This window comes from Actinomadura keratinilytica (assembly GCF_039539665.1).
Lineage (GTDB): Bacteria > Actinomycetota > Actinomycetes > Streptosporangiales > Streptosporangiaceae > Spirillospora > Spirillospora keratinilytica.
Map to the genome: position 1 here is coordinate 50,738 of NZ_BAABDO010000026.1, position 16,350 is coordinate 67,087.

The window sequence follows — 16,350 nt, forward strand, 5'->3', positions numbered from 1 at the left end:
GCGGCTAGGAGACGCCCGCCGAGGACGACTCGTCCGCGTCGGCGCCCGCACCGGCCGTCTCCCCCGAGCGGCCGTCGCCGGTCGCACCGCCGTTGCCGGCCGCCGCACCGCTGCCGGTCGCGGTGCCGCTGCCGCCGGTCGCGTTGAGGGTGCGGACGCGCCGGGTCTCCTGGGCGCGCCGCGCCAGGGCGGCCTCGTCGTCGGGGTACCGGATCTCCTCAAGGGACAGCCCGTGCGCGGGCGCGACGTTCACCGCGGAGTCGCGCACCCCGGCCGCCAGCACCTTGGCGGGCCACTCGATGTCGCGGCGGCCGTCGCCGACCATCAGCAGCGCGCCCACCAGGGCGCGCACCATGGAGTGGCAGAAGGCGTCGGCCTCGACCGTGGCCACCGCGAGGTGGGGTTCCTCGCGCGTCCACTCGTACCGCAGCAGCCGCCGGATGGTCGTGGCGCCCTCCCGCTTGCGGCAGTAGGCGGCGAAGTCGTGCTCGCCCACCAGGTTGGCGGCGGCGGCGTTCATCCGGTCCAGGTTCAGGGGGCGCGGGTGCCACAGCACGTCGCGGCGGCGCAGCGGGTCGACGCCCACCGGGTCGTCGCACACGCGGTACTCGTAGCGGCGCGACAGCGCCGAGAACCGGGCGTCGAAGCTGTCCGGTGCCGGGGCGATGCGCCGGACGCGCACGTCCGGCGGCAGCACGCCGGCGAGCCGGCGCGGCAGCGTGCCGTTGATGGCCGAGTAGGCGGCGCTCGGGACGACGACGTGGGCGACCTGGCCGCGCGCGTGCACTCCGGCGTCGGTGCGGCCGGCGACGGTCAGCACCGGCGCCGGGTCCAGGCGCAGCACGCGCGCCAGCGCGTCCTCGATCACGCCCTGCACCGTGCGCTGCCCCGGCTGCCGGGCCCAGCCCGCGAAATCGCTCCCGTCGTAGCTGATGTCCAGGCGGAGCCGTACCAATGCGGTCATGTCAGGAAAGCTGCCCTTCTGCACCGTCGTATTTCGATCTTCCCGCGGGCCGCCGCCCTCCTGACCTGACCATAGATCCAGTCTGGCAAAGATCAGGCCCGCCGTCCCGTAGCGAGACGGCGGGCCCCGGTGGTGTCGATCGGATACCGATCGAAATCACCACCGCCGTGGTCCGGCGAGGGACTTACTTGGCGTCGCCCTCGGCGTCCTTGGCCTCGTCAGCGGCCTCCTTGGCGTCGGCCTTCGCCTCGTCCGCGGACTCGGCGGCCGCGGTCTCCTCGGCCTTGGCGAGGTCGGCCTTCTCCTCGGTCTTCTCCTCGGCCTGCTCCGCCGGAGCGGCCGGGGCGGCGCCGGTGGAGGCGGCCAGCGGCTCCTGCACCAGCTCGATCACGGCCATCGGCGCGTTGTCGCCGCGGCGCGGGCCGATCTTGGTGATCCGGGTGTAGCCGCCGGGGCGGTTGGCGTAGCGCGGAGCGATCTCGGTGAACAGCTCGTGCACCACGCTCTTGTCCCGGATGACGCGCAGCACCTGCCGGCGGTTGTGCAGGTCACCGCGCTTGGCCTTGGTGATCAGCTTCTCCGCCAGCGGACGCACCCGCCGGGCCTTGGCCTCGGTGGTGGTGATGCGCCCGTGCTCGAACAGCTGCGTGGCCAGGTTGGCCAGCAGCAGCCGCTGGTGCGCGGGGCTGCCGCCGAGGCGGGCGCCCTTGGTGGGCTTGGGCATCGCGTGTCCTTCCTGCGCCGGCCGTATCAGGTACCGGCGTCAGTCGCCCGCCGCCGTGACGCACGCGGCGGGATCATCGTGTCGGTTACTCGTTCTCGCGGGGCGCGGGCCCGCCCGGACGGACGGACCCGCGCCCCGGCCCCGTCGGGACGGGGGACGTTCGCGGATCAGTACTGCTCGGTCTCGGCGTAGCTGGAGTCGTCGTCGCCGTAGTTGTCCGCGGCCGCGCTCGGGTCGAACCCGGGCGGGGAGTCCTTCAGCGACAGGCCCATGTCGGCCAGCTTCTGCTTGACCTCCTCGATGGACTTGGCGCCGAAGTTGCGGATGTCGAGCAGGTCCTGCTCGCTGCGGGCGACCAGCTCGCCGACCGAGTGGATGCCCTCGCGCTTGAGGCAGTTGTAGGAGCGGACCGTGAGGTTCAGCTCCTCGATCGGCAGCGCGAGGTCGGCGGCCAGCGCCGCGTCGGTCGGGGACGGGCCCATGTCGATGCCCTCGGCCTCGACGTTGAGCTCGCGGGCCAGCCCGAACAGCTCGACCAGGGTCTTGCCGGCCGAGGCCACCGCGTCGCGCGGCAGCATGGCCGGCTTGGTCTCCACGTCCAGGATGAGCCGGTCGAAGTCGGTGCGCTGCTCGACTCGGGTCGCCTCGACCTTGTAGGTGACCTTCAGGACGGGCGAGTAGATCGAGTCGATCGGGATCCGGCCGATCTCCTGGCCCGGCTGCTTGTTCTGGGCCGCCGAGACGTAGCCGCGGCCGCGCTCGACCGTCAGCTCCATCTCCAGCTTGGCCTTGTTGTTCAGCGTGGCGATGTGCAGGTCGGGGTTGTGCACCTCGACCCCGGCCGGCGGCGCGATGTCGGCCGCGGTCACCTCACCCGGGCCCTGCTTGCGCAGGTACATCACCACCGGCTCGTCGTGCTCGGAGGAGACGACGAGCTCCTTGAGGTTCAGGATGATGTCGGTGACGTCCTCCTTGACCCCCGGGACGGTGGAGAACTCGTGCAGCACGCCCTCGATGCGGATGCTGGTGACGGCGGCGCCGGGGATCGAGGACAGCAGGGTGCGGCGCAGCGAGTTGCCGATCGTGTAGCCGAAGCCCGGCTCCAGCGGCTCGATGGTGAACCGCGACCGGTACTCGTCGACCTGCTCCTCGGTGAGGGTGGGACGCTGAGCGATGAGCATGATGGAACCTTCTTTCCGCGGTGCCCGCTATATGACGACCGCGATGGAGTTGTACCCCGATTGTCCGGTTTCGCGCCGGGCGAGCCGGCCCGGCGCGAAACCGGAGCGAGCCCTTACTTGGAGTAGAGCTCGACGATCAGCTGCTCCTGGACGGGAGCGTCGATCTGCTGGCGGACCGGCAGCGCGTGCACGAAGATCCGCATCCGGCCGTCGGTCTGCACCCCCAGCCAGGCCGGGACCTGGCGCTCGCCGGCCTCGGCGCGGGCGACCTCGAACGGGGCCAGCGGCAGCGACTTCTGCCGGACCTCGATGATGTCGGCCTCGCTGACCTGGTACGAGGGGATGTTGACCTTCCTGCCGTTGACCAGGAAGTGGCCGTGGCGGATCAGCTGCCGGGCCATGTCCCGGGACTTGGCGAAGCCCGCCCGGAACACCACGTTGTCCAGGCGGCGCTCCAGCAGGCGCAGCAGGTTCTCACCCGTCTTGCCGCCCTGCCGGTTGGCCTCGACGTAGTAGTTACCGAACTGCTTCTCCAGCACGCCGTAGATGCGCTTGGCCTTCTGCTTCTCGCGCAGCTGGAGCAGGTACTCGGTCTCCTTGGGACGGCCCCGGCCGTGCTCGCCCGGCGGGTAGGGCCGGATCTCGATCGGGCACTTGGGGCCCTCGCACTTGCTGCCCTTGAGGAACAGCTTCATCTTCTCGCGCCGGCAGAGCTTGCAGTCGGCGCCGGTGTAACGAGCCATCTCTCCTGATCTCCTCTGCCCCGGCTCAGACGCGGCGGCGCTTGGGCGGCCGGCAGCCGTTGTGCGGAACGGGCGTGACGTCCTGGATCGAGCCCACCTCCAGGCCGGTGGCCTGCAGCGACCGGATGGCGGTCTCGCGGCCCGAACCCGGGCCCTTGACGAACACGTCCACCTTGCGCATGCCGTGCTCCATGGCGCGGCGGGCGGCGGCCTCGGCCGCCTGCTGGGCGGCGTACGGGGTCGACTTGCGCGACCCCTTGAAGCCCACGTGGCCCGAGGAGGCCCAGGAGATCACGTTCCCGTTCGGGTCGGTGATCGAAACGATGGTGTTGTTGAACGTGCTCTTGATGTGCGCGTGGCCGTGCGCGACGTTCTTCTTCTCCTTGCGGCGCACCTTCTTGGCGCCGGCTCGGCTCTTGGGAGGCATCTGCTCTCTCTACTCCTGAGGTCATCGACCCGGACGTCCGCCCCGGCCAAGGGGCGGCGGCCCGGACGGCTGTTACTTCTTGCCGGCCTTCTTCTTCCCGGCCACGGTCTTCTTCTTGCCCTTGCGGGTGCGCGCGTTGGTCTGCGTGCGCTGGCCGTGCACGGGCAGGCCGCGGCGGTGCCGGATGCCCTGGTAGCACCCGATCTCGATCTTCCGGCGGATGTCGGCCTGGATCTCCCGGCGCAGGTCGCCTTCGACCTTGTAGTTGGCCTCGATCCAGTCGCGCAGCTTCACCAGCTCGTCGTCGCCGAGCTGGTGGACGCGCAGGTCCGGGTTGATCTCGGTGGCGCGCAGGGTCTCCTTCGCGCGCGTCCGGCCGATGCCGAAGATGTAGGTGAGAGCGATCTCCACGCGCTTGTCGCGCGGGAGGTCGACGCCCAACAGGCGTGCCATCTCGGGCAGTTCCCTTCGTGTCGCGGAGGTGTCGACGCGGCGCGGCCCGCTCACACCCTGCCCGGGTGGCGGCCCCGGCCTCCGTCCGGGGGTGGGTCCCTTCACACGACCATGCCGTACGACCCTCCAGGGGGCTCCCAGGGGAAGCGTCCCGGCGAGACGTACGGCGTGGAGTGTGAAGGCTCGCGCTGCGCTGTCTTCAGATGTGGACTGTTCCCCGCGCGCGGCGCCCCGGCGGGCGGGGCGGCGCGCCCGGGCCGTCAGCCCTGACGCTGCTTGTGGCGCGGGTCGGCGCAGATGACCATGACCCGGCCGTGGCGCCGGATCACCCGGCACTTGTTGCAGATCTTCTTGACGCTCGGCTTGACCTTCACTGGGTCTCCTACTGCCAGGGTCACCCCCGCGCCGCCACACGCGGGAGAGGCAACCTCAGTGGGACGGGTTCACTTGTAGCGGTAGACGATCCGACCGCGCGTGAGGTCGTAGGGGCTCAACTCCACGACGACGCGGTCGTCCGGCAGGATCCGGATGTAGTGCATCCGCATCTTGCCGCTGATGTGGGCGAGCACCTTGTGCCCGTTGTCCAGCTCCACTCGGAACATGGCGTTCGGGAGGGACTCGACGACGGTGCCCTCGATCTCGATGGCCCCTTCTTTCTTGGGCATGTCCTCCGCGCTTCGCTGATCGGTTCATCGGAATCGGCCCGGCGTCGCCGCGCGACACACGACCGCGGCCCGTCGCCAGGGCACCAAAGGCACTGAGGCATGGGTGGAAGGCGGCCGGAAGGTGGACCGGCATGAAAGTCTACGGCACCGAGGCCGCGAATGCGAAACGAGCGCGCGTTCGGGACCCCGACACTGCTCCCGCACAAGCATATCGCCGCCCGCCCGTTGTACCTTTCCATAAGGGATCCTTGAGGGAGGCGTCACGTGATGGGGGCTGGTGGGCGGGGATCGAAGGAGCGTCGGTCGTGACATCAGAGGCGCGGAGCACAGAGAGGGGCTCGGCATGCCGGGCTATGACTTCGCGCTGGTCCTGAGCCGTCCCCTCTACGAGGAGGAGCTGGACCCGCTGTTCGACCGGACCCGCGGGCTGGTCACCGTGTCCATCATCACCGAGCCGCAGCACGCCGACCGGCCGGGCAGCGCGCACTGCACCTGGCCGGGCCCCACGCTGGCCGCCGCGATCATGGAGGTGGTGGCGCACGTGGAGGAGGCCGCCCCGGGGGTGCGGGTGCAGCGGGTCGAGGCCGACCCCCTGCTGACCATCCGCGACATCGCCGAACGGGTCGGCCGCTCCCCCGACTCGGTGCGCCTGTCCATCACCGGCGCGCGCGGCCCCGGCGGGTTCCCCGCCGCGGAGATGTCGTCGGCCGGCCACCGGCTGTGGCGCTGGTCGAAGGTGGCCGCCTGGTACGGCGTGGACGACCCGCAGCTGCGCGAGGCCCAGCCGACCGCCCAGGCCATCAACGGCTGGCTGGCGCTGCGCGACATCGTGCCCGACATCGCCCCCGCGCCCGAGGACGTCACCTCCGCGCTGTCGGCCGTGATCGCCCAGGTCGCTTGAAGAGCGCCACCGCCCGACCTTTCGCCTCCCTGAGCACCCCTTGAGCGACCCTGAGACGCCGTCTCACGGCCGAACGCCCGCCTCCTGCACCTGGGGGGCCCGCCCCGGCGCGCACCCGGCCGGACGATCACACGGTGGGATGCCCCGCCTCTCCGGACCGCGATTCGACAGGGCGGTCGGACGGCGGACAAGATCAACACAGGCCGGCACGGGAGACGGACGCCACACGGCGGTCCGGACGCTTCGTGGTATGCCGGAAGGAGGGGGGACGAATGGCGATCATCGCGCAGCTCAGCGACATCCACCTCGCGGCGGGCCGGGACGGCGCGGTCGACGACGCCTCGGGCCCGGTGCGGGCGCTGCGGGCGGCGGTGTCGAGCCTGCTGGCGCTGCCCGCGCGGCCCGACGCCGTGGTGCTGACCGGCGACCTGGCCCACGGCGGGCGGCCCGCCGAGTACGAACGGCTGCACGCGCTGCTGTCGCCCCTGCCGATGGCCGTCTACCCGCTGCCCGGAAACCACGACGACCGCGACGCCCTCCGCAAGGCGTTCAGCGACCACCCCGCCGTCGCCGCCACCGGCGGAGAGCCCCAGGCCCCGGTGCAGTACGCCGTGGACGTGGCCGACGCGCGCCTGGTGTGCTGCGACACCAGCGTCCCCGGCAAGTCGCACGGGTCCATGGACCAGGAGCGCCTGGCCTGGCTCGACCGCACGCTGGCCGAGAGGCCCGACACCCCCACCGTCGTGGCCACGCACCACCCCCCGTACCCGATCGGCATCCGGTTCATCGACGACATGCGCTTCGCCCAGACCGCCGAGTTCACCGAGATCATCGCGCGGCACCCGCAGGTCGTGCGCGTCATCAGCGGGCACGTGCACCGCGGCACCGTCGGGTCGCTGGCCGGGACGGTCGGCACCACCTGCCCCAGCACCTACCGGCAGCTGTTCCTCGACATGACCCGCCCGGGACGCGCCGCGCTGACCGGGGAACCCGCCGGATTCGCCGTGCACCTCGTCGCCGACGGCACGGCCACCACGCACTTCGTGCCGACCGGCAACTACCGGCCGCTCATGCAGGTGGAATGACCCCGCGCCCCTCGCAGGACGCCCCAGGGCGCGGGCTCAGCGCCGCCGCCCCAGCACCGTGGTGACGAGCAGCACCACGCCCCACGGCCCCGCCACCCAGATCCACCACGGGTAGACCATGGTGCCGGTGACCGCCAGCAGCAGCCAGATCCCCAGGTTGATCGTGCTGACGGCGGCCCACGCCGCCCACGCCTCCCGGCCGTGCCGCTCCATGACGCCCGGGGTGCGCACGGGCTCCACGGCGGCGCGCTGCGACTCGGGGACGGGCAGCTCGTACAGGTCCTCCTCGGGCAGGTCCGCGGTGACCTCCTGCAGCTGCCCCAGCGTCTTGGACGCGTAGACGATCTCCAGCCGCTCGTTCAGCTCGTCCACGGTGATGCGGCCCTGCGCGCAATGCTCGCGCAGCAGCCCGGCCACCCGGTCGCGGTCGGCGTCGGAGGCGCGGATGTCAGGGTTCGGCGGCATGCCAGCCCCTTCGCGGTTCTCAGGAAGTACTACTACCCGTCAGCTTGGCCAGCCACTCCCGACCCTCGTCAATGGCCGTCAGCACCCGCGGGCCCTGCGGCGTCACCGCGAAGGTGTGCTCGAAGTGCGCCGACACGCTGCCGTCGACGGTGACCACCGTCCAGCCGTCGGCCAGCTCCCGGGTGTCCTTGCCGCCGAGGTTGACCATCGGCTCGACCGCGAAGCACATGCCCGGCCGCAGCACCGGCCCGTGCCCCGGCTCGCCGTGGTTGGCGATCAGGGGGTCCATGTGCATCTCGGTGCCGATGCCGTGCCCCCCGTACCCCTCGACGATGCCGTAGCGGCCCTGAGAGCGGATGTGCGACTCGATCGCGTGCGAGATGTCGGTCAGGTGCGCCCCCACCACTCCGGCCGCCAGACCGGCCCACAGGGCCGCCTCGGTGACCTCCAGCAGCCGCCGCCGCTCGGCGGAGATCTCCCCCACCGGGACGGTCACCGCCGAGTCGCCGTGCCAGCCGTGCACGATCGCGCCGCAGTCGATGGAGATCACGTCGCCGTCCCGCAGCACCTTGTCGGCCCGCGGGATGCCGTGCACGATCTCCTCGTTCACCGACGCGCAGATCGTCGCCGGGAAGCCGTGGTAGCCCTTGAACGACGGCACCCCGCCGTGGTCGCGGATGTGCGTCTCGGCCAGCACGTCCAGGTCCATCGTGGTGATGCCCGGCTTGACCGCCTCGCGCAGCAGCTCCAGGGTGCGGGCCACCAGCAGGCCCGCCTCCCGCATCAGCTCGACCTGCTCGGGCGTCTTGATCTGGATCGCGGGCCTACGCCATCGGAACATGCCACTCCCTGTGCCGCGCACCGCAACCGCCCGCGCGGCCTGCCTACCTGTGCGGGGCGCGCGCCGGTGCCGGACCGGGGCGCCGTCCCTTCTGACCGCCCTCGATCGCTTTCGGGGGCATGCGTCCAGCGTACGCGCGCGCCGCCGCTGCGACGGACGCGCGCGTACGCCGGAACGCGCGTACTGCCCTAGCCTCGAAGGGTCACCGGTCCAGCGGACGCAGCGCCGCCAGCGCCCGGTTGGTCACCTCTTCGATCGGCCCGGTGGCGTCGATGCCGACCAGGATGCCCTCATCGGCATAGAACTGCACCAGCGGCGCCGTCTGCTCCTGGTAGACCTCCAGCCGGTGCCGGACGACCTCCTCGCGGTCGTCGTCGCGCTGGAACAGCTCGCCGCCGCAGTCGTCGCAGATGTCGTCCTGCTTGTCGTCGAAGTCGACATGCCAGATGCGACCGCAGCGCGAGCAGGTGCGGCGACCGGACAGGCGGCGCACCACCTCGTCCTCGTCGACCACGAGTTCCAGCACGATGTCCACGCGGGCATCCCACTCGGCCAGGATCTTCTTGAGCGTCTCCGCCTGCGGGACGTTGCGCGGGAAGCCGTCCAGCAGGAAGCCATCCCGGGCGTCGTCCTGCGCCAACCGGTCGCGCACCATGGCGATGGTGATCTCGTCAGGGACCAGGTCGCCGCGGTCCATGTACGCCTTGGCCTTCCGGCCAAGCTCGGTGCCGCTGCTCACGTTCGCCCGGAAGATGTCACCCGTCGAGATCTTCGGGATGGACAGATGCGATGCGATGTACTGGGCCTGCGTCCCCTTACCCGCGCCCGGGGGGCCCACCAGGACGATACGCACTACCGGAGGAAGCCCTCGTAGTTGCGCTGCTGGAGCTGACTTTCGATCTGCTTCACGGTATCCAGTCCCACGCCGACGACGATGAGGATGCTCGTGCCCCCGAAGGGGAAGTCCTGGGTGGCGTTCAACAGCGAGAACGCCACCATCGGGATGAGGGCGACGAGCCCCAGGTACAGCGCGCCGGGCGTGGTGATCCTGGTGAGCACATAGTCGAGGTACTCGGCGGTCGGCCGGCCCGGACGAATACCCGGGATGAACCCACCATACTTCTTCATGTTGTCGGCCACTTCGGTGGGGTTGAAGGTGATGGCGACGTAGAAGTACGTGAAGAAGATGATGAAGGCGAAGAACACCGCCATGTGCCAGGGGTTGTCCGTCTGCAGGTACGGCGAGATGCTCTGCAGCCACTTGGTGTCCGGCCACAGCTGCGTGGCCAGAACCGGCAGGTACAGCAGCGACGAGGCGAAGATGACCGGGATGATGCCGGCCTGGTTGACCTTCAGCGGGATGTAGGTGGACGTGCCGCCGTACATCCGCCGGCCGACCATCCGCTTGGCGTACTGCACCGGGATGCGGCGCTGGGCCTGCTCGACGAACACCACGCCGGCCATGATCGCCAGACCCACCAGGATCACCAGCGAGAACACGAAGATCCGGCGGTCCTCCGGCTGGCCCTGGTAGATCGCCCAGAACTGGGCCGGGAACACCGCGACCACCTGGGTGAAGATCAGGATGGACATGCCGTTGCCGACGCCGCGGTCGGTGATCAGCTCGCCCAGCCACATGATGACCGTGGTGCCCGCGGTCATGCAGATCACGATCGTGATGATCGTGGTGAGGTCGTTGTTGTAGAGGACGTCACCGCTGGTCGCCGCCCCCTGGAACAGCTGCCCGGTACTGGCCATCGCCACGATGCCGGTCGCCTGCAGGATCGCCAGCCCCACGGTCAGGTACCGGGTGTACTGGGTGATCTTCGTGGTGCCGGCCTGGCCCTCCTTCTTGAGGGCCTCCAGCTTGGGGATCACCACGGTCAGCAGCTGCAGGATGATGCTGGCGGTGATGTAGGGCATGATGCCCAGCGCGAACACCGACAGCTTCAGCAGCGCGCCGCCGCTGAACAGGTCCACCAGGCCGTAGAGCTGGTTGCTCTGCTTGGCCGCGTCGGCCGTCTCGCGCAGGACCTCGGTGTTCACGCCCGGGGACGGCAGCACCGACCCGATGCGGAAGACCACGATGATGAAAAGCGTGAAGAGTATTTTCTTACGCAGGTCAGGCGTACGAAATGCCCGAACGAACGCGGTCAGCACCATTCCTCCTGCGCGACTGGTGTATCCATGGCCGCCGAGGGGCCGGTTACAGGTCGTAGACGGCGGACGCCGAAAGATACCACCGCCGTCGCCCCGACTCTAACAGGACGCGACACCGGGGCCGTGGCGCCGACCACACCGACCCGAAGGTCGCCCCCGCCCCGGAGGCCGGGAGCCCGCGCGAGGAGGTCCCCCCGCGGAGTGTTCGGCCGCGTCGTCAACGGCCCCGGTGTCACTGTGCCGGTGTCCTTCTTACAGCGTCTCGGCGGACCCGCCGGCCGCCTCGATCTTCTGCTTGGCCGAGGCGGAGAAGGCGTGCGCCCGGACCTGGACGGCGACGGAGATGTCGCCGTCGCCGAGCACCTTCACCGGGCGGCCGCGGCGCACCGCGCCCCGGGCCGCCAGGTCGTCGGCGGTCACCTCGCCGCCCTGCGGGTACAGCTCGGCCAGCTTGTCCAGGTTGACCACCTGGTACTCGACCCGGTTCGGGTTCTTGAAGCCCTTGAGCTTCGGCACCCGGCGGATCAGCGGCATCTGGCCGCCCTCGAACCCGACGGGCACGGTGTCGCGGGCCTTGGTGCCCTTGGTACCGCGGCCGGCGGTCTTGCCCTTGGACGCCTCACCGCGGCCCTTGCGGACCTTGCGGCGGTTGGCGCCGGGGGCCGGACGCAGGTCGTGCAGCTTGAGCGGAGCGCCCTCGCCGCCGGCCGGGTCCTTGCTCAGATCGGTCGCCATGGTCAGTCGACCTCCTCGACGGCGACCAGGTGGTTCACCGTCCGGATCATGCCGCGCAGCTGCCGCGAGTCCTCCCGGACCACGCTCTGCCCGATCTTCCTCAGACCGAGCGTGCGCAGCGTGTCACGCTGGTTCTGCTTCTCGCTGATCACCGACTTGATCTGGGTGATCTTCAGCTGGGCCATTACGACGCCACCTCCGCCCGCGGCTCGCTGCCGGCGGCGCGGGCCCGCAGCATGGCGGCCGGGGCCACGTCCTCCAGCGGCAGGCCGCGCTTGGCCGCGATCTCCTCGGGCCGCTTGAGCTGCTTGAGCCCGGCGATCGTGGCGTGCACGATGTTGATCGCGTTGTCGCTGCCCAGCGACTTGCTCAGCACGTCGTGGATGCCCGCGCACTCCAGCACCGCGCGCACCGGGCCGCCGGCGATCACGCCGGTACCGGGGCTGGCCGGCCGCAGCAGGACCTCGCCCGCCGCGTCCCGCGCCTGCACCAGGTGCGGAATGGTGCCCTGGATGCGCGGCACCTTGAAGAAGTGCTTCTTGGCCTCCTCGACGCCCTTGGCGATCGCCGCGGGCACCTCCTTGGCCTTGCCGTATCCGACGCCGACCGTGCCGTTGCCGTCACCGACGATCACCAGAGCGGTGAAGCTGAAGCGCCGGCCGCCCTTGACGACCTTGGCGACCCGGTTGATCGCCACGACCTTCTCGATGTACGACTGGCCCTTGTCGGCGCCACCGCGGCGGTCGTCGCGGCGGCCGTCGCGACGGTCGCCACCCTGACCGCCACCGCGCCTCTGCGCTGCCATCAGTGGTACCTCTTCTCGTCTTGCGGTTCGTGGGCCATGAGTCTCAGAACTCCAGCCCGCCCTCGCGCGCACCGTCCGCCAGGGCGGCGATGCGGCCGTGGTACTTGTTGCCGCCGCGGTCGAAGACCACGGCGCTGATCCCGGCCTGCTTGGCACGGGCGGCGACCAGCTCGCCCACCTTGCGGGCCTTGGCGGTCTTGTCGCCGGAGTCGGCGCGCAGCTCGGCCTCCATGCTGGACGCCGACACCAGGGTGTGCCCCCGGTCGTCGTCGATCACCTGCGCCCGGATGTGCAGGTTGGAGCGGGTCACGACGAGACGAGGCCGCTCGGCGGTGCCGTAGACCTTCTTGCGGACCCGCAGGTGCCGGCGCCGCCGGGCCTTCACCCGCGCCGAGGTGTTCTTCCTGGCCAGGGTCTTGGTGCCCGCCATGATCACTTACCAGCCTTTCCGACCTTGCGGCGGATCTGCTCGCCCTCGTACCGCACGCCCTTGCCCTTGTACGGGTCGGGCTTGCGCAGCTTGCGGATGTTGGCGGCGACCTCGCCGACCTTCTGCTTGTCGATGCCCTCGACGACCAGCTGGGTCGGCTTCTCGACGCGGAAGGTGATGCCCTCCGGCGGCGACACGTTGATCGGGTGGCTGTAGCCCAGGGAGAACTCCAGGTCCTTGCCCTTCTGCTGCACCCGGTAACCCACGCCCTGGATGACCAGGGTCTTGCGGTAGCCCTCGGTCACGCCGATCACCATGTTGTTGATCAGCGTGCGGGTCAGGCCGTGCAGCCCCCGGACGGTGTTGATGTCGTTCGGCCGGGTCACGGTGACCTTGCCGTCCTCCAGCTTCACCTCGATGGGCTCGGCCACCGTGTGCCGCAGCTCACCCTTGGGCCCCTTGACGGTGACCTCCCGGCCGTCGATCCTGACCTCGACGCCGCTGGGCACGGTGATGGGGAGTCGTCCGATACGCGACATGTCCTACAACCCCCTCACCAGACGTAGGCGAGGACTTCGCCGCCCACGCCGCGCTTAGCCGCCTGCCGGTCGGTCATCAGACCCGAGGACGTCGAGATGATCGCGACGCCCAGGCCGCCCAGGACCTTGGGCAGGTTGTCCTTCTTGGCGTACACCCGCAGACCCGGCTTGGACACCCGCTTGATGCCGGCGATCGAACGCTCCCGGGTCGGGCCGAACTTCAGCTCGATCACGAGCTTCTTGCCGACCTCGGCGTCCTCCACCTGCCAGCCGGAGATGTAGCCCTCCTGCTGCAGGATCTCGGCGATGTGCGCCTTGATCTTCGAGTACGGCATGGCCACGGTGTCGTGGTAGGCCGCATTCGCGTTGCGCAGACGCGTCAGCATGTCTGCGATCGGGTCGGTCATCGTCATGGCCTAGTGGCCCTCCCTCGCCACGGTTTCCTCCACGGACCTTTGGCGTGGTCGTGGGCACCCGCACGGCCGCGGGCGCCCGGTGGTTATTACTGGCTGGTGGCCGTCACCAGCTGGACTTGGTGATGCCGGGCAGCTCGCCCCGGTGCGCCATCTCCCGGAAGCACACCCGGCACAGGCCGAACTTCCGGTAGACCGAACGCGGACGCCCGCAGCGCGAGCAGCGGGTGTACGCGCGCACCGCGAACTTGGGCTTGCGGGCCGCCTTGGCGATCAGCGCCTTCTTCGCCATCCTCAGCTCTCCTTGTCGCGATCCTCAGCCGGATCCCCGGCTGCCAGGAAGCTCAGGCTTCCTTGAAGGGGAAGCCCAGGAGCTTGAGCAGCTCGCGGCCCTCCTCGTCGGTCTTGGCGGTGGTCACGATGGTGATGTCCATGCCCCGCTGCCGGTCCACCTTGTCGGGATCGACCTCGTGGAACATGACCTGCTCGGTGAGCCCGAACGTGTAGTTGCCGTTGCCGTCGAACTGCTTGGGCGACAGCCCGCGGAAGTCGCGGATGCGGGGCAGCGCCAGGGTCAGCAGACGGTCCAGGAACTCCCACATCCGGTCGCCGCGCAGCGTGCAGTGCGCGCCGATCGGCATGCCCTCGCGCAGCTTGAACTGCGCGATGGACTTGCGCGCCCGGTTCACCCTCGGCTTCTGCCCGGTGATCAGGGACAGGTCGCGGATCGCGCCCTCGATCACCTTGGCGTCGCGGGCCGCCTCGCCGACCCCCATGTTGACCGTGATCTTGGTCAGCGTGGGGATCTGCATCACGTTCTGGTAGCCGAAGCGCTCGCGCATCGCCGGGGCGATCTCCTCCCGGTAGCGCAGCTTCAGCCGCGGCTTGGGCACGGGCCGCTCGGTAACGGTCTCGGTCATCGAAATCAGATCTCCTTACCGCTGCGGCGCGAGATCCGGACCTTCGTGCCGTCTTCGTTGATGCGGTACCCGACCCGGACCGGCTTGCCGTCCTCGACGAGCGCGACATTGCTGACGTGCAGCGGCGCCTCGACCGTCACACGGCCGGTCTGCTTGCCCGGACGCGCCTGGTCGGCCTTGACGTTCTTGGTGATGAGGTTGACGCCCTCGACGACGACGCGCTCCTCGCGCGGGAGGACGCGCAGGACCTTGCCGGTCGCGCCCTTGTCCTTGCCGGCGATGACGATGACCTCGTCGCCCTTCCTGATCTTCATCACAGCACCTCCGGCGCGAGGGAGATGATCCGCATGAACTTCTTCTCGCGCAGTTCGCGGCCCACCGGGCCGAAGATACGGGTGCCGCGGGGGTCGCCGCCGTCCCGGATGAGCACGGCCGCGTTCTCGTCGAAGCGGATGTAGGAGCCGTCCGGGCGCCGGCGCTCCTTGCGGGTGCGCACGACGACCGCCTTGACGACGTCGCCCTTCTTCACGCCCGCGCCGGGAAGGGCGTCCTTCACCGTCGCGACGATGACGTCGCCGACTCCCGCGTAGCGCCGACCCGAGCCGCCGAGCACGCGGATGCAAAGGATCTCCTTGGCACCCGTGTTGTCGGCGACCTTGAGTCGCGACTCCTGCTGGATCACGTCAACTCCTGTTCGTCACACCGGTTCTCCTCCAGGACGAGCCTGGAGGAGCCTGGCGGAACCAATGGGTTTACCTGGCCTCGATCACTTGGCCTTTTCGAGGATCTCCACCACGCGCCAGCGCTTGGTCGCCGACAGCGGGCGGGTCTCCATGAGGCGGACGCGGTCGCCGACGCCGCACGCGTTGGCCTCGTCGTGCGCCTTGTACTTCTTCGTGCGCCGGATCACCTTGTGGTACTTGGGGTGCTTGACGCGGTCCTCGACGGACACGACCACGGTCTTGTCCATCTTGTCGCTGACCACGAGCCCCTCCAGCACCTTGCGGGTGCCGCGCTGCGTCTGTCCGGTCGTGGTGTCAGTCATCGTCGCCCTTGCCCTCCGCGGACTCCGTCTCCTCGGTGACCGTGACGATGCCGAGCTCACGCTCCCGCATCACGGTGTAGATGCGGGCGATCTCACGCTTGACGGTGCGCAGCCGCCCGTGGCTCTCCAGCTGGCCGGTGGCCGCCTGGAAGCGGAGGTTGAAGAGCTCCTCCTTGGCCTCCTTGAGCTTCTTGACCAGCTCATCCTGGGGCTCGGCGCGCAGCTCTTCGGCGGTAAGACCCTTGGCCATCAGCCCTCACCGACCTCTCGCTTCACGATCTTGCACTTCATCGGCAGCTTGTGGATGGCGCGCTGCAGCGCCTCCCGGGCCACCTGCTCGTTCGGGTAGGAGATCTCGAACATCACCCGGCCCGGCTTGACGTTGGCCACCCACCACTCGACCGAGCCCTTACCGGAACCCATCCGGGTCTCGGCGGGCTTCTTGGTCAGCGGACGGTCCGGGAAGATGTTGATCCACACCTTGCCGCCACGCCGGATGTGCCGGGTCATGGCGATACGTGCGGCCTCGATCTGCCGGTTGGTGACGTACGACCCCTCGATGGCCTGGATGCCCCACTCGCCGAACGTCACCTTGGTGCCGCCCTTGGCCAGCCCCTTGCGCTTGGGGTGGTGCTGCTTGCGGTGCTTCACCTTCCGGGGGATCAGCATGGTCGATCAGCTCCCCTCACCGCTGGGAGCGGACTCGGCGGCCGACGCCGACTGCTCCTGGCTCTGCTGCTGCTGCTTGGACGCGCGGTCGCCGCCGCCGTGGCGCTGACCGCCGCCGCCCCCGCGGGCACCGCGCCCGTGGCGCTCGCCGCGGCGCAAGTCGGAGGCCAAGCGGTCTTAGGAAG

At 70.0% G+C, this 16,350-nt stretch carries 27 protein-coding genes; 2 read left to right on the plus strand and 25 right to left on the minus strand.

Annotated features, from left to right (window positions below; genetic code table 11):
- Positions 1-4: 4 nt before the first annotated feature.
- From truA to infA, 8 genes are all read right to left on the minus strand, one after another.
- On the minus strand, positions 5-964 hold the full coding sequence (truA, locus tag ABD879_RS11780; protein ID WP_345020449.1) for a tRNA pseudouridine(38-40) synthase TruA: 960 nt from the start codon (positions 962-964) through the stop codon (positions 5-7).
- 184 nt (positions 965-1,148) lie between these two features.
- Entirely contained in the window at positions 1,149-1,688 is a 540-nt protein-coding gene (gene rplQ, locus ABD879_RS11785; RefSeq protein WP_345020451.1) for a 50S ribosomal protein L17, read from the minus strand.
- Between the two features lie 167 nt (positions 1,689-1,855).
- Complete coding sequence (locus tag ABD879_RS11790) at positions 1,856-2,869, minus strand: DNA-directed RNA polymerase subunit alpha (protein WP_345020466.1); 1,014 nt, start codon at positions 2,867-2,869, stop codon at positions 1,856-1,858.
- 113 nt (positions 2,870-2,982) lie between these two features.
- Positions 2,983-3,612 carry a 30S ribosomal protein S4 gene (gene rpsD, locus ABD879_RS11795; protein WP_345020467.1) on the minus strand — a complete coding sequence of 210 codons (630 nt, stop codon included), beginning with the start codon at positions 3,610-3,612 and terminating at the stop codon, positions 2,983-2,985.
- A gap of 25 nt (positions 3,613-3,637) precedes the next feature.
- Positions 3,638-4,039, minus strand: a complete 402-nt coding sequence (gene rpsK, locus ABD879_RS11800) for a 30S ribosomal protein S11 (RefSeq protein ID WP_067912217.1) — start codon at positions 4,037-4,039, stop codon at positions 3,638-3,640.
- 72 nt (positions 4,040-4,111) lie between these two features.
- Positions 4,112-4,492 carry a 30S ribosomal protein S13 gene (gene rpsM, locus ABD879_RS11805; protein WP_285494259.1) on the minus strand — a complete coding sequence of 127 codons (381 nt, stop codon included), beginning with the start codon at positions 4,490-4,492 and terminating at the stop codon, positions 4,112-4,114.
- A 260-nt stretch (positions 4,493-4,752) separates the two neighbouring features.
- A complete protein-coding gene (rpmJ, locus tag ABD879_RS11810; RefSeq protein ID WP_167925053.1) occupies positions 4,753-4,866 on the minus strand; it encodes a 50S ribosomal protein L36 in 114 nt (37 codons plus the stop codon).
- 69 nt (positions 4,867-4,935) lie between these two features.
- On the minus strand, positions 4,936-5,157 hold the full coding sequence (infA, locus tag ABD879_RS11815) for a translation initiation factor IF-1 (protein ID WP_067912209.1): 222 nt from the start codon (positions 5,155-5,157) through the stop codon (positions 4,936-4,938).
- 343 nt (positions 5,158-5,500) lie between these two features.
- On the opposite strand from infA, the gene ABD879_RS11820 reads away from it, so the two are divergent.
- Both ABD879_RS11820 and ABD879_RS11825 read left to right on the plus strand, forming a co-directional pair.
- Positions 5,501-6,058 carry a hypothetical protein gene (locus ABD879_RS11820; RefSeq protein WP_345020469.1) on the plus strand — a complete coding sequence of 186 codons (558 nt, stop codon included), beginning with the start codon at positions 5,501-5,503 and terminating at the stop codon, positions 6,056-6,058.
- A 272-nt stretch (positions 6,059-6,330) separates the two neighbouring features.
- On the plus strand, positions 6,331-7,143 hold the full coding sequence (locus ABD879_RS11825; RefSeq protein WP_345020470.1) for a phosphodiesterase: 813 nt from the start codon (positions 6,331-6,333) through the stop codon (positions 7,141-7,143).
- A 36-nt stretch (positions 7,144-7,179) separates the two neighbouring features.
- Here the strand turns inward: ABD879_RS11825 and ABD879_RS11830 are convergent, their stop codons facing one another.
- From ABD879_RS11830 to rplP, 17 genes are all read right to left on the minus strand, one after another.
- Entirely contained in the window at positions 7,180-7,608 is a 429-nt protein-coding gene (locus tag ABD879_RS11830; RefSeq protein ID WP_345020473.1) for a DUF1707 SHOCT-like domain-containing protein, read from the minus strand.
- Positions 7,609-7,627: 19 nt separating this feature from the next.
- Entirely contained in the window at positions 7,628-8,449 is an 822-nt protein-coding gene (gene map / locus ABD879_RS11835; RefSeq protein WP_345020476.1) for a type I methionyl aminopeptidase, read from the minus strand.
- A 202-nt stretch (positions 8,450-8,651) separates the two neighbouring features.
- Positions 8,652-9,302 carry an adenylate kinase gene (locus ABD879_RS11840; protein WP_345020478.1) on the minus strand — a complete coding sequence of 217 codons (651 nt, stop codon included), beginning with the start codon at positions 9,300-9,302 and terminating at the stop codon, positions 8,652-8,654.
- The gene (gene secY, locus ABD879_RS11845; protein WP_345020514.1) at positions 9,302-10,609 is read right to left on the minus strand and encodes a preprotein translocase subunit SecY; all 1,308 of its coding nucleotides are present in this window, start codon (positions 10,607-10,609) and stop codon (positions 9,302-9,304) included. The genes ABD879_RS11840 and secY overlap by 1 nt, the downstream gene beginning before the upstream one ends.
- A gap of 252 nt (positions 10,610-10,861) precedes the next feature.
- Positions 10,862-11,344, minus strand: coding sequence for a 50S ribosomal protein L15 (rplO, locus tag ABD879_RS11850; RefSeq protein ID WP_345020479.1), 483 nt, complete (start codon positions 11,342-11,344; stop codon positions 10,862-10,864).
- Positions 11,345-11,346: 2 nt separating this feature from the next.
- Complete coding sequence (gene rpmD / locus ABD879_RS11855) at positions 11,347-11,529, minus strand: 50S ribosomal protein L30 (protein ID WP_345020480.1); 183 nt, start codon at positions 11,527-11,529, stop codon at positions 11,347-11,349.
- Positions 11,529-12,149 (minus strand): 30S ribosomal protein S5, encoded by a 621-nt coding sequence (gene rpsE / locus ABD879_RS11860; protein WP_378270532.1) that lies wholly within the window; start codon positions 12,147-12,149, stop codon positions 11,529-11,531. Before rpsE ends, rpmD begins: the two co-directional genes overlap by 1 nt.
- Positions 12,150-12,192: 43 nt before the next feature.
- Positions 12,193-12,579, minus strand: a complete 387-nt coding sequence (rplR, locus tag ABD879_RS11865) for a 50S ribosomal protein L18 (protein WP_345020483.1) — start codon at positions 12,577-12,579, stop codon at positions 12,193-12,195.
- A gap of 2 nt (positions 12,580-12,581) precedes the next feature.
- Positions 12,582-13,118, minus strand: a complete 537-nt coding sequence (gene rplF, locus ABD879_RS11870) for a 50S ribosomal protein L6 (RefSeq protein ID WP_285494268.1) — start codon at positions 13,116-13,118, stop codon at positions 12,582-12,584.
- 14 nt (positions 13,119-13,132) lie between these two features.
- Positions 13,133-13,531, minus strand: coding sequence for a 30S ribosomal protein S8 (rpsH, locus tag ABD879_RS11875; RefSeq protein WP_285494269.1), 399 nt, complete (start codon positions 13,529-13,531; stop codon positions 13,133-13,135).
- A gap of 106 nt (positions 13,532-13,637) precedes the next feature.
- Positions 13,638-13,823, minus strand: a complete 186-nt coding sequence (locus tag ABD879_RS11880; protein WP_345020486.1) for a type Z 30S ribosomal protein S14 — start codon at positions 13,821-13,823, stop codon at positions 13,638-13,640.
- A 52-nt stretch (positions 13,824-13,875) separates the two neighbouring features.
- Positions 13,876-14,451, minus strand: coding sequence for a 50S ribosomal protein L5 (rplE, locus tag ABD879_RS11885; protein ID WP_345020488.1), 576 nt, complete (start codon positions 14,449-14,451; stop codon positions 13,876-13,878).
- A gap of 5 nt (positions 14,452-14,456) precedes the next feature.
- On the minus strand, positions 14,457-14,765 hold the full coding sequence (gene rplX / locus ABD879_RS11890) for a 50S ribosomal protein L24 (RefSeq protein WP_345020491.1): 309 nt from the start codon (positions 14,763-14,765) through the stop codon (positions 14,457-14,459).
- Complete coding sequence (rplN, locus tag ABD879_RS11895) at positions 14,765-15,133, minus strand: 50S ribosomal protein L14 (protein WP_067912161.1); 369 nt, start codon at positions 15,131-15,133, stop codon at positions 14,765-14,767. The genes rplX and rplN overlap by 1 nt, the downstream gene beginning before the upstream one ends.
- 84 nt (positions 15,134-15,217) lie before the next feature.
- Positions 15,218-15,496, minus strand: coding sequence for a 30S ribosomal protein S17 (rpsQ, locus tag ABD879_RS11900; protein ID WP_345020495.1), 279 nt, complete (start codon positions 15,494-15,496; stop codon positions 15,218-15,220).
- Complete coding sequence (gene rpmC / locus ABD879_RS11905; protein ID WP_345020497.1) at positions 15,489-15,746, minus strand: 50S ribosomal protein L29; 258 nt, start codon at positions 15,744-15,746, stop codon at positions 15,489-15,491. The genes rpsQ and rpmC overlap by 8 nt, the downstream gene beginning before the upstream one ends.
- A complete protein-coding gene (gene rplP, locus ABD879_RS11910) occupies positions 15,746-16,165 on the minus strand; it encodes a 50S ribosomal protein L16 (RefSeq protein WP_345020499.1) in 420 nt (139 codons plus the stop codon). The genes rpmC and rplP overlap by 1 nt, the downstream gene beginning before the upstream one ends.
- Between the last annotated feature and the right edge of the window lie 185 nt (positions 16,166-16,350).

Bases quoted from the DNA above. Each gene is read 5' to 3' on its own strand.
- truA (WP_345020449.1), bottom strand. From the start codon at position 964: ATGACCGCATTGGTACGGCTCCGCCTGGACATCAGCTACGACGGGAGC.
- rplQ (WP_345020451.1), bottom strand. From the start codon at position 1,688: ATGCCCAAGCCCACCAAGGGCGCCCGCCTCGGCGGCAGCCCCGCGCAC.
- ABD879_RS11790 (WP_345020466.1), bottom strand. From the start codon at position 2,869: ATGCTCATCGCTCAGCGTCCCACCCTCACCGAGGAGCAGGTCGACGAG.
- rpsD (WP_345020467.1), bottom strand. From the start codon at position 3,612: ATGGCTCGTTACACCGGCGCCGACTGCAAGCTCTGCCGGCGCGAGAAG.
- rpsK (WP_067912217.1), bottom strand. From the start codon at position 4,039: ATGCCTCCCAAGAGCCGAGCCGGCGCCAAGAAGGTGCGCCGCAAGGAG.
- rpsM (WP_285494259.1), bottom strand. From the start codon at position 4,492: ATGGCACGCCTGTTGGGCGTCGACCTCCCGCGCGACAAGCGCGTGGAG.
- infA (WP_067912209.1), bottom strand. From the start codon at position 5,157: ATGCCCAAGAAAGAAGGGGCCATCGAGATCGAGGGCACCGTCGTCGAG.
- ABD879_RS11820 (WP_345020469.1), top strand. From the start codon at position 5,501: ATGCCGGGCTATGACTTCGCGCTGGTCCTGAGCCGTCCCCTCTACGAG.
- ABD879_RS11825 (WP_345020470.1), top strand. From the start codon at position 6,331: ATGGCGATCATCGCGCAGCTCAGCGACATCCACCTCGCGGCGGGCCGG.
- ABD879_RS11830 (WP_345020473.1), bottom strand. From the start codon at position 7,608: ATGCCGCCGAACCCTGACATCCGCGCCTCCGACGCCGACCGCGACCGG.
- map (WP_345020476.1), bottom strand. From the start codon at position 8,449: ATGTTCCGATGGCGTAGGCCCGCGATCCAGATCAAGACGCCCGAGCAG.
- rplO (WP_345020479.1), bottom strand. From the start codon at position 11,344: ATGGCGACCGATCTGAGCAAGGACCCGGCCGGCGGCGAGGGCGCTCCG.
- rpmD (WP_345020480.1), bottom strand. From the start codon at position 11,529: ATGGCCCAGCTGAAGATCACCCAGATCAAGTCGGTGATCAGCGAGAAG.
- rpsE (WP_378270532.1), bottom strand. From the start codon at position 12,149: ATGGCAGCGCAGAGGCGCGGTGGCGGTCAGGGTGGCGACCGTCGCGAC.
- rplR (WP_345020483.1), bottom strand. From the start codon at position 12,579: ATGGCGGGCACCAAGACCCTGGCCAGGAAGAACACCTCGGCGCGGGTG.
- rplF (WP_285494268.1), bottom strand. From the start codon at position 13,118: ATGTCGCGTATCGGACGACTCCCCATCACCGTGCCCAGCGGCGTCGAG.
- rpsH (WP_285494269.1), bottom strand. From the start codon at position 13,531: ATGACGATGACCGACCCGATCGCAGACATGCTGACGCGTCTGCGCAAC.
- ABD879_RS11880 (WP_345020486.1), bottom strand. From the start codon at position 13,823: ATGGCGAAGAAGGCGCTGATCGCCAAGGCGGCCCGCAAGCCCAAGTTC.
- rplE (WP_345020488.1), bottom strand. From the start codon at position 14,451: ATGACCGAGACCGTTACCGAGCGGCCCGTGCCCAAGCCGCGGCTGAAG.
- rplX (WP_345020491.1), bottom strand. From the start codon at position 14,765: ATGAAGATCAGGAAGGGCGACGAGGTCATCGTCATCGCCGGCAAGGAC.
- rpsQ (WP_345020495.1), bottom strand. From the start codon at position 15,496: ATGACTGACACCACGACCGGACAGACGCAGCGCGGCACCCGCAAGGTG.
- rpmC (WP_345020497.1), bottom strand. From the start codon at position 15,746: ATGGCCAAGGGTCTTACCGCCGAAGAGCTGCGCGCCGAGCCCCAGGAT.
- rplP (WP_345020499.1), bottom strand. From the start codon at position 16,165: ATGCTGATCCCCCGGAAGGTGAAGCACCGCAAGCAGCACCACCCCAAG.